This is a genomic window from Microbulbifer sp. TYP-18 (assembly GCF_040932045.1).
In the GTDB taxonomy this organism is placed as follows: Bacteria; Pseudomonadota; Gammaproteobacteria; order Pseudomonadales; family Cellvibrionaceae; genus Microbulbifer.
The window spans coordinates 124171-137884 of sequence record NZ_JBFRBC010000006.1 but is presented as its reverse complement, the minus strand read 5'-3'; the positions used below and the strand labels follow the sequence as shown (position 1 = coordinate 137884).

Sequence of the window (13714 nt, the reverse complement as noted above, 5' to 3'; positions counted from 1 at the left end):
CGGTGCGCATCAAACGAGGATTTTACAAATGGGAAAAATTATCGGCATCGACCTGGGCACCACCAACAGCTGTGTAGCGGTATTGGATGGCGACAAGGCGCGCGTGATCGAGAATGCTGAGGGCGATCGCACAACCCCCTCCATCGTCGCCTTTACCGACGACAACGAGATACTGGTGGGTCAGTCCGCCAAGCGCCAGGCGGTTACCAACCCCCAGAACACCCTGTTCGCGGTCAAGCGTCTGATCGGCCGCAAGTTCAAGGACGACGTGGTGCAGAAAGACATCACCATGGTGCCCTACAAGATTGTCGAAGCCGACAACGGCGATGCCTGGGTGGAGGCGAAAGGTGACAAGAAGGCGCCGCCCCAGGTCTCCGCCGAAGTTCTGAAGAAGATGAAAAAGACCGCCGAGGACTTTCTCGGTGAAAAGGTGGATGCCGCGGTGATCACCGTGCCGGCCTACTTTAACGACTCCCAGCGCCAGGCCACCAAGGATGCCGGCCGTATTGCCGGCCTGGACGTCAAGCGCATTATCAACGAGCCCACGGCGGCGGCGCTGGCCTACGGTCTGGACAAGAAGGGCGGCGACCGCACCATCGCGGTCTACGACCTGGGTGGCGGCACCTTCGATATCTCCATTATCGAGATCGCGGACGTGGACGGCGAGAAGCAATTCGAGGTGCTGTCCACCAACGGGGACACCTTCCTCGGCGGCGAAGACTTTGACCTGCGCCTGATCGACTATCTGGCGGAGCAGTTCAAGAAAGAGCAGGGCATCGACCTGAAAGGCGATCCCCTGGCCATGCAGCGCCTGAAAGAAGCTGCGGAAAAAGCCAAGATCGAGCTGTCGTCCAGCCAGCAGACCGAAGTGAATCTGCCGTACATCACCGCGGATGCCACAGGTCCCAAGCACCTGGTTGTAAAACTCACCCGGGCCAAGCTGGAAAGCCTGGTGGAGGACCTGGTGACCCACTCCCTGGAGCCGGTGAAAATCGCCCTGCAGGACGCCGACCTGTCCGCCTCCGGCGTAGACGAGGTGATTCTTGTGGGTGGCCAGACCCGTATGCCGCTGGTACAGCAGAAGGTCACCGAGTTTTTCGGCAAGGAGCCGCGCAAGGACGTCAACCCGGACGAAGCGGTGGCCATGGGTGCCGCTATTCAGGGTGCGGTGCTTTCCGGTGACGTGAAGGACGTTTTGCTGCTGGACGTGACCCCGCTGACCCTGGGCATCGAGACCATGGGCGGTGTGGCGACCCCGCTGATCGACAAGAACACCACCATCCCCACCAAGAAGTCCCAGGTGTTCTCCACTGCGGAAGACAACCAGACGGCAGTGACCATCCATGTGGTGCAGGGCGAACGCAAACAGGCGGCACAAAACAAATCCCTGGGCCGCTTCGACTTGGCGGACATTCCACCGTCACCGCGGGGCATGCCGCAGATTGAGGTGACCTTCGATATCGACGCCAACGGCATACTGCACGTACACGCCAAGGACAAGGCCACCGGCAAGGAGCAGTCCATTGTGATCAAGGCCTCCTCCGGCTTGTCCGAGGACGAGATCGAAAAAATGGTGGCAGATGCCGAGGCCAACGCCGAGGCGGACAAGCAGTTCGAGGAGCTGGTGCAGGCCCGCAACACCCTCGACGGCATGATCTCCGCCACCAAGAAAACCCTGGAAGAGGCCGGTGACAAGGCTACTGCCGAGGAAAAAACAGCGATCGAAGCGGCCATCACTGAAGCCGAGGAAGCGGTCAAGGGCAACGATAAGGAAGCCATCGATGCCGCCACCACCAAGTTGACCGAGGCTTCCGGCCCGCTGGCGCAAAAGATGTACGCGGAGCAGGCACAGGCGGCCCAGGGGGCGGAAGCCGCCGGCGGTGAACAGGAGCAGCAGTCCGCGGCCGGTGATGACGCCGTGGACGCCGAGTTTGAAGAAGTTAAGGACGACAAGAAGGAGGGCTGATGATCACTCGCTGAATATCAGCGAATCCCTCCCGGGGCGCGGTGGCATTCCGTAGGAATCGGCCCCCGCGCCCCTCTAGTTTATGTGTTGCCGGTATCCCGCCGGCAGCCCCCGGCCGGACTGCTGCGGGGTGTTGTTACCCCACAGGGAGGTCGCACAAGAACAAACGGGTCGGCCCGGTGACCGGCTCTGGGCATGAGCAATATGGCGAAGCGCGATTACTACGAAGTCCTCGGTGTCAGCAAGGGAGCGGACGAGAGAGAACTGAAAAAGGCTTACCGTCGGGTGGCGATGAAGTACCACCCCGACCGCAACCCCGATGACAAGGAGTCGGAGAGCCGGTTCAAAGAGGCCAACGAGGCCTATGAGGTGCTTTCGGACCCCCAGAAGAAAGCCGCCTACGACCAGTTCGGTCACGCCGGCGTAGAGGGTCAGATGGGTGGCGGCGCCGGTGGTTTCGGCGGCTTCTCCGATATCTTTGGCGACGTCTTCGGCGATATCTTTGGAGGTGGCGGCGGCCGCCGCGGCGGACCGGCGCGGGGCTCGGATCTGCGCTATGACCTGGAGCTGGACCTGGAGGACGCTGTGCGCGGCACCAGCGTCAAGATCCGCGTGCCCACCCTGGTCAGCTGTGGCAGCTGCGATGGTTCCGGGGCCAAGGCCGGAAGCAAACCCCAACCCTGCGGCACCTGTGGCGGTGTCGGCCAGGTGCGGATGCAGCAGGGCTTCTTTTCGGTCCAGCAAACCTGCCCCAACTGCCGCGGCCGCGGCACCGTTATCAGCGACCCCTGTAGCAGTTGCCACGGTGCGGGCCGGGTGGAGGAAACCAAGACCCTGTCGGTCAAGGTACCGCCGGGGGTGGATACCGGCGATCGCATCCGCCTTGCCGGCGAAGGTGAGGCGGGGCCGGACGGGGGACCGCCCGGTGATCTGTACGTGCAGGTGATGGTGCGGGAGCACGATCTGTTCCAGCGCGACGGCAAGAACCTCTACTGCGAGGTGCCGATCGGCTTTGTCGCCGCGGCTCTGGGCGGCGAATTGGAGGTGCCCACCCTGAACGGCAAGGTGAAGTTAAAGATTCCGGCGGAAAGCCAGACCGGCAAACTGTTCCGCCTGCGGGGCAAGGGCGTCACCCCGGTGCGCGGCGGGGCCCCCGGCGACCTGCTGTGTCGAGTGGTGGTGGAAACCCCGGTGAACCTTTCCGGCAAGCAGAAAGAATTGCTGCAGGAATTTTCCTCTACCCTCAGCGAACACAAGAATTCACCGCGCCAGACCGGCTGGTTTGAAGGGGTGAAAAACTTTTTTGGCGATATGAAACTCTGACCCGATCCCCGCAGGTTATTGCAACCGGCCGGGCGGCCCATAAGCCGCCCGGCCGGTTGCGAAAAGCGGGAAACGGAGCTGCTTCAGGGGTTGTACGCCATTAGGCGCCGGTTAAATTCCTTCTGAAATTCCATCTGTATTTCCTTTAACAATTCAAACTGTTTGGCATCCAGTACCGGCGCCAGTTTGGCGCGGAACTCGGCACTGATCCCCAGCATTTTTGCACTAAGCTCTTCTTTCTGGACCCGGCTCAGTTTGGGCCTGGCGGTCTTAGAAAAGCCGTATTGCGTCAGCAGACTTCTGCGGCGCTCAGAATCCTGATCGAAAATGGGCAGTATCACACTCTCCTGCTCGGGGGTAAGCTTGAGGCGCAGGGTGACCGCGTTGACGATGTCGTCGTGCCTTTCCCAAAAGTCATCTTCGGAGCCCTCCTGTGCCAATGCATTTGTGGCACCGAAGGCGAGCCCCAAAACGAGCAGGCCCGTCAGGAGAGAGCGGGGTATACCGGAGTACAGACGCATAACTGGCGCTCCTTTCGTTACTCTTCCACAAGCGTAGCAGCTTCTCTGTGGGCGCACCGGCGCGCCTGGAAGCTGCGGAATCAAGCCGTTTTTTTGACATAAGGATCCAACTGCTTATGTGCGAATGCTATTTGCCCCGGCCGTTTGCGGGCCATAGCTCGGCGTCGGGCTGGCGAGTTAGAATGTGCGGTTCAACTCGGGCACGGAGGGCGCAATGACCATTAACGTGGGTGTGACAGGGTTTGGTGGACGTATGGGCCGCGCCCTGGCGGAGGTATTGGCACAGAGCGGGGAGGCCGTGCTATCGGCGGCAATTGTGCGGCCGGGCTCCAGTCTGGTGGGGGCGGATGCGGGCGAGGTCGCGGGGTTGGGCGCGAGCGGGCTCGCCGTCGGCGATGCCTTGGCAGAGGCGGAATTTGACGTTCTGATCGATTTCACCACACCGCAGGCAACCCTGGCCAATGCGACTTTTTGCGCCGACGCCGGCCGCCCCATCGCGATCGGCACGACGGGCTTCACCTCCGGGGAAAAGGAAGCGCTTCTGGCGCATGCGGAGAGGATACCCATGTGCCTGGCCAGCAATTTTTCCACCGGGGTCAATCTCTGCTTTAGCCTGCTGGAAACCGCCGCCCGTGTGATGGGGGATTTTGCCGACATCGAGATAGTGGAGGCCCACCACCGCCACAAACTGGACGCACCCTCGGGGACGGCGCTGAGTATGGGAGCCGTGGTGGCACAGACGCTTGGGCGCGATCTGGACAAAGTCGCTGTATATGGCCGCGAAGGCCGGGCGGATGCCCGCTCGAGTGACACTATCGGATTTGCCACAGTGCGCGGCGGCGATGTGGTGGGTGAACACACGGTGATGTTTCTGGCCGATGGCGAGCGGGTGGAGATCAGCCACCGCGCCAGCAGCCGCCTGGCATTTGCGCGCGGCGCAGTCACCGCGGCAATGTGGCTGCTGGGGGAGGACCGGCGGGGTTCGCGGGCCGCCGGACACTATGATATGCGCGATGTGCTGGGGCTGAGGGCTTGATTGTGCTCCCGAGTTGAGGTGGCAATCGTGGAAAAACTTGTTGTCGGCAGTGAGGAGTGGTGCGGCCTGGCTTCCCTGGGAATTCCCGCTATCAAGGCGCGGGTGGATTCCGGGGCTAAAACCTCCTGCCTGCACGCCTACAATATTCAGACCTTCAAACGGGACGGCGAACCCTGGGTGAGCTTTGAGGCTCACCCGCTACAGCATTTGCGCCGTCCGTCGGTGCGCTGTGAGGCAAAACTCCTGGACCGGCGCACGGTGCGCTCCTCCTCAGGCGATGCGGAGAAGCGCCCGGTAATCCGCACCTCGCTGTCCGTTGGCGGCAGTGTCTGGGATATCGAACTCACCCTGACCAACCGCGATAGCATGGGTTACCGTATGCTGCTGGGCCGCGAGGCCATGCTCGGCCGCATGATGGTGGATCCCTCGGAGAGTTTTTGCCTGGGGGAGATCAGCCCCAGTGAGCTGGAAGAGTGCTATCGCGACGAGCACCATATCGCCGGCACCGGGCTGCGTATCGGCCTGCTGGCCTCCAATCCCGACCTGTACAGCAACCAGCGCATCATGGAGGCGGGTGCCGAGCGCGGCCACCGCATGAGCTTTCTGGACGTGCGCCAGTGTTATATGAAGCTGGACCCGAACGAGCCGGAAGTGCATTACCGGGATGGCCGTATCCTCAATACCATGGACGCAGTCATACCCCGTATCCGCCCCAGCCAGACGTTTTATGGCTGTGCGCTCACACGGCACTTCGAAAGTATCGGCGTCTTCGCGCTCAACGATTCGGCGGCCATCAGTCAGTCGCGGGACAAACTCTTCTCCCTGCAGCTACTGCAACAGAATGGCCTGAATATCCCCACTTCCGGTTTCGCCAATTCTCCGGTGGATACCAACGAGCTGATTGAAATGGTGGGTGGGGCTCCGCTGGTGGTGAAGCTGCTGGAAGGTACCCAGGGCCGCGGCGTGGTACTGGCGGAGACGCGCAAGGCCGCCGAGTCGGTGATCAATGCGTTCAAGTCTCTCAAGGCCAACCTGCTGGTGCAGGAGTTTGTGCGCGAGGCCCAGGGGCGCGACCTGCGACTGTTTGTGATCGACAACAAAGTGGTCGCGGCCATCCAGCGGGAGGCGGCGCCGGGTGAGTTTCGTGCAAACATCCACCAGGGCGGCACCGCATCGGTGGTCAAGGTCACTACGGAGGAAAAGCGCCTGGCGGTCAAGGCGGCCAAGGTGCTGGGGTTGAAAGTGGCGGGGGTGGATATTATCCGCTCCAGGAAAGGGCCCCTGCTCCTGGAGGTGAACTCTTCGCCGGGGCTGGAGGGCATAGAAAGCGCTACCCGCAAAGATATCGCCAGCGCCATGATCATGGCGATCGAAAAGGCGCTGAAATGGCACTCTACGGCCATCGAGGCGGAAGAGCTGCGGCCCGCTATGTCGCGCAGGGAACCCTGACTGTTCCGGATTTCGACGGCTGGGGGGCTATTGCTGTGTGACCGCCACTCTACCCGGCCGTAGCCTCTGGTCCCCAGTGCCACTTTCGGGTAGAATCTACGCCCGGTTTGGACCGGCCCCGTATGTGGGTTCGCCCCGTGCAAAGGCCCTGGTCCCGGTTGCGACCGGCGGTAAGATGCCGGCCACTGAAAGTGAGAGCCGCGCGTGAAAGATTCAGACAAAGCGAGATGAAGCTGCACAGTTTCATCTCGCTTTTTTATAGGGCGCGCAAACACCTGCCTCAATGGGGCAGAGCCGAGTCCCGCCGCAGTGGTTTGGCCGGTGTCAGCGCCTGCCAGCCCCGCCCGGAAGCCGTTCACGAGATTGGAGAGCGATTTGACTAACAGCATCCCCAAGCCAGAGCCCCTGATGCCCCGCAGAACCCCGGCCCTATTGGTGCTCGCCGACGGCAGCGTGTTCGAGGGGCGCGCGATTGGGGCCCACGGCAGCTCCGTTGGCGAAGTGGTGTTCAATACCTCCATGACCGGCTACCAGGAGATCCTCACCGATCCCTCCTACGCCCGCCAGATAGTGACTCTGACCTATCCCCATATCGGCAATACGGGTACCAACCGCGAAGACGAGGAGTGTGCCGACATCTGGGCCGCCGGCCTGGTGATCCGCGACCTGCCACTGCTCGCCAGCAGCTTCCGCAGTGAGCAGTCCCTGGAGGACTATCTGCGCGGGCGCAATGTCGTGGGCATCGCCGATATCGACACCCGCCGCCTGACCCGCCTGCTGCGCGACAAGGGTGCGCAGAGTGGCTGCATCCTGGCCGGGGAGGACATAGACCGCGAAGAAGCCCTGGCCAAAGCCAGGGAGTTTGCCGGCCTGAAAGGTATGGACCTGGCCAAGGTGGTCAGCACCAGGGAATCCTACCCTTTTAACGAAGGCACCTGGGAGTTGGGTGAAGGCCACAGGGCCGCGCCGGAACAGCCCTTCAAAGTGGTGGCTTACGACTTCGGCGTAAAGCGAAACATCCTGCGCATGCTGGTGGACCGCGGCTGCCATATCACAGTGGTACCGGCGCAGACCCCAGCCTCCGATGTGCTGGCGATGAATCCCGACGGCATCTTCCTGTCCAATGGCCCCGGCGATCCAGAGCCCTGTGACTACGCCATTGCCGCCATCCGCGCCTTTCTGGAAGCGGCTATCCCCACTTACGGCATCTGCCTGGGACACCAGTTGCTGGGCCTGGCGGTGGGGGGCAAGACTGCCAAGATGAAGTTCGGCCATCACGGGGGTAACCACCCGGTGCAGGATCTCAACAGCGGCAAGGTGATGATCACCGCGCAGAATCACGGCTTCGAGGTGGACGCGGGCAGTTTGCCGGACAATGTGGAGGTAACCCACAAGTCCCTGTTCGACGGTACCCTGCAGGGCATCCGCCTGCGGGACAAGCCGGCTTTCAGTTTCCAGGGACACCCGGAAGCCAGCCCGGGTCCGCACGACGTGGCTCCCCTGTTCGATCAGTTTATCGATCTGATGAGCGCGCGCGCCTAGCAAAAAGTTTTGTCAGTAAGACACGAATGACATTGAGCACTGCCGGCCCGGCCGGTAGCAGAACGGAAGAAAGATGCCAAAACGCACAGATATCCACACGATTCTGATTATCGGCGCCGGCCCCATCGTAATCGGCCAGGCCTGCGAATTTGACTACTCCGGCGCCCAGGCCTGCAAGGCACTGCGCGAGGAGGGTTACCGGGTCATACTGGTGAACTCCAACCCGGCCACCATCATGACCGACCCGGCCATGGCCGATGCCACCTACATAGAGCCGGTGGAATGGCGCACCCTGGCCAAGATTATCGAGCAGGAGCGGCCCGACGCCATACTGCCCACCATGGGGGGGCAGACGGCGCTGAACTGTGCCCTGGACCTGGACAAGCACGGCGTCCTGGAGAAATTCAATGTCGAACTGATCGGTGCGGATAAAAACGCCATCGAAAAGGCGGAAGACCGCGACCTGTTCGACAAGGCCATGCAGGCCATCGGCCTGGAGACCCCGCGGGCCAGGATAGTGCACTCCATGGAGGAGGCGAAGCTGGTGCCGGAAGAGTTCGGCTTCCCGGTGATTATCCGTCCCTCCTTCACCATGGGTGGCTCCGGTGGTGGTGTGGCCTACAACTGGCCGGAGTTCGAGGAAATCTGTAAGCGCGGCCTGGACCTTTCCCCCACCAACGAGCTGCTGATTGACGAATCCCTTCTCGGCTGGAAAGAGTACGAGATGGAGGTGGTGCGCGATAACAACGACAACTGCATCATCGTTTGTTCCATCGAGAACTTCGATCCGATGGGGGTGCACACCGGTGACTCCATCACAGTGGCGCCGGCGCAGACCCTCACCGACAAGGAATACCAGCTGATGCGCAACGCCTCCATCGCGGTATTGCGCGAGATAGGCGTGGAGACCGGCGGCTCCAATGTACAGTTCGGTGTCTGCCCCAGGACCGGCCGCATGGTGGTGATCGAGATGAATCCCCGCGTGTCCCGCTCCTCGGCGCTGGCCTCCAAGGCCACCGGTTTCCCCATCGCCAAGGTGGCGGCCAAGCTGGCGGTGGGCTACACCCTGGATGAACTGCAAAACGATATTACCGGCGGAGCCACACCGGCCTCGTTTGAGCCCTCCATCGACTATGTGGTGACCAAGATCCCGCGCTTCACCTTCGAGAAATTCGGTGAAGCCGATGCGCGCCTGACCACCCAGATGAAGTCCGTGGGCGAGGTGATGGCCATAGGCCGCACTTTCCAGGAGTCTTTGCAGAAGGCCCTGCGCGGTCTGGAAGTGGGCAGCTTCGGCCTGGAGAGCAGGATCGATCCCAGCGAGGACGGCGCCGAGAACCGCCTGCGCAAGGAACTGTCCGTGCCCGGCGCCGAGCGCATCTGGTATCTGGGCGACGCCTTCCGCATGGGGATGAGCGTGGAACAGGTCTATGAATTGTCCGCCATTGACCCCTGGTTTTTGGTGCAGATTGAGGAGCTGATCAGGATAGAGGAGCCCCTCAAGTCCCTGCCCACCTCGGCCTTGACCGCTGAGCATATGCGCTTCCTCAAGCGCAAAGGCTTCTCCGACCGGCGCCTGGCGGATCTGCTGGGCGTGAGCCAGAAGACAGTGCGGGAATTCCGCCACAAGCTGGGTGTATTCCCCTCCTACAAGCGCGTGGACACCTGTGCCGCTGAATTCAGCACCTCCACCGCCTATATGTATTCCACTTACGACGAGGAGTGCGAAGCGGCCCCCTCCGACAGGAAGAAAATCATGGTGCTGGGCGGTGGCCCCAACCGTATCGGCCAGGGTATTGAGTTCGACTACTGCTGTGTGCATGCCGCTCTGGCCATGCGCGAGGACGGTTACGAAACCATCATGGTCAACTGTAACCCGGAGACAGTTTCCACCGACTATGACACCTCCGACCGTCTCTACTTCGAGCCGGTCACCCTGGAAGATGTGCTGGAAATCGTCGGCAAGGAAAAGCCGCGGGGCGTGATCGTTCAGTTCGGCGGCCAGACACCGCTGAACCTGGCGCGCTACCTGGCCGCCGAAGGGGTGCCCATCATCGGCACCACCCCGGAGCAGATAGACCGCGCCGAGGACCGCGAGCGCTTTCAGCAGATGATCAAGCGGCTGGGCCTCAAGCAGCCGAAAAACGCCATAGTACGCTCAGTGTCGGAGGCGGTTCTGGCCGCCAACGATGTGGGCTATCCGCTGGTGGTGCGCCCTTCCTATGTACTGGGCGGCCGCGCCATGGAGATCGTCTACAAGGAAGACGAGCTGCTCAACTATATGAAAGAGGCGGTACAGGTGTCCGATGATGCACCGGTGCTGCTGGACCACTTCCTCAACGCCGCCATCGAAGTGGATATCGACGCCGTATCCGATGGTAAGGACGTGGTAATTGGCGCCATTATGCAACACATCGAACAGTGTGGCGTGCACTCAGGTGACTCCGCCTGCTCCCTGCCGCCCTACAGCCTGCCGGCGGATGTGCAGGACCGGATGCGCGAGGAAGTGAGAGCCATGGCCCGGGAACTGGGCGTGGTGGGCCTGATGAACACCCAGCTGGCCTATCAGGACGGTGAGATCTATGTGATCGAGGTGAACCCCCGCGCCTCCCGCACGGTGCCGTTTGTGTCCAAGTGTATCGGCACCTCACTGGCCAAAGTGGCCGCCCGCTGCCAGGCCGGCACCAGTCTGCAGGAGCAGGGTTTCACCGAAGAGATAGTACCGGACTACTTCTCCGTCAAAGAGTCGGTATTCCCCTTCAACAAGTTCCCCAAAGTGGACCCGATTCTCGGTCCCGAAATGAAATCCACCGGAGAGGTGATGGGAGTTGGCGCCACTTTTGCCGAGGCGTTCGACAAGGGCCTGCTGGCTGCCGGTGACCGGCTGCCGGAGTCCGGTAAGGTGTTTATCTCCGTGCGGGACTTCGACAAGCAGGAAGCCATCGCCGTGGTGCGGGACCTGGAGGGACTCGGATTTGAGCTGGTGGCGACCCGGGGCACTGCCCGGGTCTTGCAAGATGCCGGTATTCCCGTTACAACCGTCAATAAGATGAGCGAGGGCCGTCCGCACATCGTCGATATGATCAAAAACGACGATATTGCATTAGTGGTGAATACCACCGAGGGACGCCAGGCCATCCGCGATTCCGCCGATATCCGTCGCAGCGCTGAAAATCATCAGGTGTGTTACACCACCACGCTGGCGGCGGCCAAGGCCATGGCTCTGGCCATGCAGCTCGGTGAGCCCCTCGAGGTGCGCCGGCTGCAGGACCTGCATCAGCGCGTGACCGAACTGCCGGAATAAAGCTACGTAAACGGCAATCGCCAGTGGAGCCCGCCGGAACCCGATTTACCCTCGGAGTTTTCGCCGGGCCGCGGCTTGCTTTGACCAAAAGTGGAGGTTCCAACTTGAACCGGGTACCAATGACCGTAGAGGGTGCCGAAGCGTTGCGCGCTGAACTGGAAAACCTGAAAAAAGTACAGCGCCCCGCAGTGGTGCAAGCCATTGCCGAGGCACGCGAACACGGTGACCTTAAAGAAAACGCCGAATACCATGCCGCGCGCGAGAAGCAGGGCTTTCTCGAAGGCCGTATTCAGGAAATCGAAGGCAAGCTGTCCCACGCGCAAGTGATCGACGTCAAGGCCATAGAGCCGGGTGACAAGGTCATTTTTGGCACTACCGTCACAATTATCCACTTGGATAATGACGAAGAAGTGACTTATAAGATTGTCGGTGATGACGAAGCCGATGTGAAAGATCGCAAAATTTCCGTCAATTCCCCTATCGCCAGAGCACTGATCGGCAAGGAGGTCGGGGATATTGTGGTGGTACACACCCCGTCCGGTGCGGTGGAATATGAAATTGACGCCGTGGAGCATTTGTAATCGGCAGCTGCTGCAAAAGCTGGCTCCATAGCCGTTGTTATATGCCTGGCAAAAGCCTCTGGAAAGCAAGCGGTTCCAAGTAATGGTGCAGTTTTTCAGGGGCGACAATCCAATGGATGAGGGGCCATCTATTGGATTTTTTGCTTAAAGAGTCTGGTTGCCCAGATGGCAAAGCAACTGGCGGGGCCTCCTTCTCCGGGTTAGCAAGGCTTCCGATTTGCTTTCTTTACTGGGTGGCCTCGACAAAATGGACAGCCCCATATCCCTTCTGTGACCGTTTCAAGCACTCTCCTTCTGCTGTTTTAGAAGGCGTTGGTCCCTTTATCCTTCTGACCGTCTGTGATAAAAATTAAGCGGGCTAATAGCTTGCTGATAGGGAATCACCTATTCCGGATATCTGAGCTGGGCAAATGGGATGGGCCACTGGATATGCCAGGATTTGCCAATCATCAGGTATTTTTCGTTCTGCCTGGGCCCCGGGGTGTACTGGACAGTATTGAATGTTGCTGCTTTTGAGGGCATTAGAAATCAATCATAAAAACTGTAGCTTTGATAAGGTATTAAAAAAATGAAATATCAGGCATTAAATTTAAAGGAGAAATTTTCACTGTTCGATGAGCAATGGATGCCGAAAGTCATTGCCGAAATAAATGACTATCAATTTAAAATTGCAAAACTAAAGGGTGATTTTATTTGGCATGATCATAAAGAAACTGATGAAGCCTTTATTGTTTTGGAAGGAAATCTCCTTATTGAGTTTAGAGATGGAAAAGTGGAGCTGTCTGAAGGGGAAATGTTTGTTGTACCTAAGGGAGTTGAGCATAAGCCCTACGCCGAAGAGGAGGTAAAGTTACTGATGATTGAGCCGCGTGGAGTAAAGAATACCGGTGACGAAGGTGGGCAGCGCACAGCACAAAATGATATCTGGATTTGATATTTTACAATAAACACATTGGCGCTGATCGCAGATAGATCAAGCTGCCCTTCAGTGGCTGTTGTGAGGCATTGTGAATATGATGGGTAATTTTGGTACAACGATTATTGTAAATTTGGCGCATTCAAGTATCTGGGTAGATAGTTTAGTTGCGTTTCCATTTATCGAAAGGTGTTTTGGATCATCCAGTCCTTCTTAGCTTATCAATTTAAGCAGAAGCCCTAAAAATTCACTGCTGCCTTAAGTGTTAGATTTAGGTATTGAAAATCGATAAATTACAGTTGTTTTCTTGCAGGTTAGGTTTGATTTTTGTCTAACAATTGCGTCAGTTGGCATGTTATATGTAATCCAGTAGTTCATAGAGATTTCCATAGCTAGCCGTATACAGAGGCTGTAGTACTAACTATGTTTCAGGGCATGGGCTGGCATGGAAACTACCGAGATCATATCCCAGTGAACAATCCCTCAGCAGCTTAAAAAGAGAAGACGCCTATTGGCTAAAATTTTATCGTCAAAGACGAAAAGAGACCTGGATCACTATTAGTAAAGCAGTTGAGGGAGCTTTGCAATACACGATTCATCATTTTTATAAATCTTAGAGAGACCATATATGGATAGTAAAATAGTATCGCTTGGACAGCTGGCTTTAACGATGTCTAATGTGCAGCGGGCACTGGAATTTTATCGAGATATTTTAGGTCTGAAGTTCTTGTTTTCACCTGCAGAAAATTTGGCCTTCCTTCAATCTGGTGAAGCGAGAATAATGCTCACTACTTCACAAGGTGCAGGAGAGCCGGGTAAAAATTCTATTCCTTATTTTAATGTGTCCAATATAGTGGAGTTTTATGACTCCGTTTTAACTAAGGGTGCAATTGCAGAAAGGGAGCCTCAGATTGCTGCCCAGATGTCGGATCACGAACTGTGGATAGGTTTTATTAAGGATCCAGAGGGTAACTTGGTAGGACTAATGGAAGAGAAATGATCAGTGCTTGACAAGCTCGCCAAAAACCATTTCGCTGAATTTCCCTGCGCTAGGCTCTAGCTGGCTCTTTATATTG

10 protein-coding genes and 1 pseudogene are annotated in these 13714 nt (G+C 58.5%); 10 read left to right on the top strand and 1 reads right to left on the bottom strand.

Annotation, left to right across the window (positions count from 1 at the left end; translation table 11 throughout):
• Positions 1 to 28: 28 nt before the first annotated feature.
• Positions 29 to 1966, top strand: a complete 1938-nt coding sequence (gene dnaK, locus ABVT36_RS07980) for a molecular chaperone DnaK (RefSeq protein ID WP_367151778.1) — start codon at positions 29 to 31, stop codon at positions 1964 to 1966.
• A 204-nt stretch (positions 1967 to 2170) separates the two neighbouring features.
• On the top strand, positions 2171 to 3289 hold the full coding sequence (gene dnaJ, locus ABVT36_RS07975; protein WP_367151791.1) for a molecular chaperone DnaJ: 1119 nt from the start codon (positions 2171 to 2173) through the stop codon (positions 3287 to 3289).
• Positions 3290 to 3372: 83 nt separating this feature from the next.
• On the opposite strand, the gene ABVT36_RS07970 is transcribed toward dnaJ, so the two are convergent.
• The gene (locus tag ABVT36_RS07970; protein WP_368456084.1) at positions 3373 to 3810 is read right to left on the bottom strand and encodes a hypothetical protein; all 438 of its coding nucleotides are present in this window, start codon (positions 3808 to 3810) and stop codon (positions 3373 to 3375) included.
• A 214-nt stretch (positions 3811 to 4024) separates the two neighbouring features.
• On the opposite strand from ABVT36_RS07970, the gene dapB reads away from it, so the two are divergent.
• The 8 genes and pseudogenes from dapB to ABVT36_RS07930 all read left to right on the top strand — a co-directional run bounded on the left by dapB (position 4025) and on the right by ABVT36_RS07930 (position 13638).
• Positions 4025 to 4846 (top strand): 4-hydroxy-tetrahydrodipicolinate reductase, encoded by an 822-nt coding sequence (gene dapB / locus ABVT36_RS07965; RefSeq protein WP_368456083.1) that lies wholly within the window; start codon positions 4025 to 4027, stop codon positions 4844 to 4846.
• A gap of 18 nt (positions 4847 to 4864) precedes the next feature.
• Positions 4865 to 5272 (top strand): annotated as a pseudogene (locus ABVT36_RS07960) (ATP-dependent zinc protease); the annotation flags it as partial.
• 84 nt (positions 5273 to 5356) lie between these two features.
• Positions 5357 to 6295: a 30S ribosomal protein S6--L-glutamate ligase gene (gene rimK, locus ABVT36_RS07955; protein ID WP_368456098.1), complete on the top strand. Its 939-nt coding sequence runs from the start codon at positions 5357 to 5359 to the stop codon at positions 6293 to 6295.
• 408 nt (positions 6296 to 6703) lie between these two features.
• A complete protein-coding gene (gene carA, locus ABVT36_RS07950; RefSeq protein WP_368456097.1) occupies positions 6704 to 7837 on the top strand; it encodes a glutamine-hydrolyzing carbamoyl-phosphate synthase small subunit in 1134 nt (377 codons plus the stop codon).
• Between the two features lie 73 nt (positions 7838 to 7910).
• Complete coding sequence (carB, locus tag ABVT36_RS07945; RefSeq protein WP_368456082.1) at positions 7911 to 11141, top strand: carbamoyl-phosphate synthase large subunit; 3231 nt, start codon at positions 7911 to 7913, stop codon at positions 11139 to 11141.
• A gap of 104 nt (positions 11142 to 11245) precedes the next feature.
• Positions 11246 to 11722, top strand: coding sequence for a transcription elongation factor GreA (gene greA / locus ABVT36_RS07940; RefSeq protein ID WP_367151789.1), 477 nt, complete (start codon positions 11246 to 11248; stop codon positions 11720 to 11722).
• A 568-nt stretch (positions 11723 to 12290) separates the two neighbouring features.
• Positions 12291 to 12656 carry a cupin domain-containing protein gene (locus tag ABVT36_RS07935; RefSeq protein ID WP_368456081.1) on the top strand — a complete coding sequence of 122 codons (366 nt, stop codon included), beginning with the start codon at positions 12291 to 12293 and terminating at the stop codon, positions 12654 to 12656.
• Positions 12657 to 13266: 610 nt separating this feature from the next.
• Positions 13267 to 13638: a VOC family protein gene (locus ABVT36_RS07930; RefSeq protein ID WP_368456080.1), complete on the top strand. Its 372-nt coding sequence runs from the start codon at positions 13267 to 13269 to the stop codon at positions 13636 to 13638.
• Positions 13639 to 13714 lie beyond the last annotated feature (76 nt).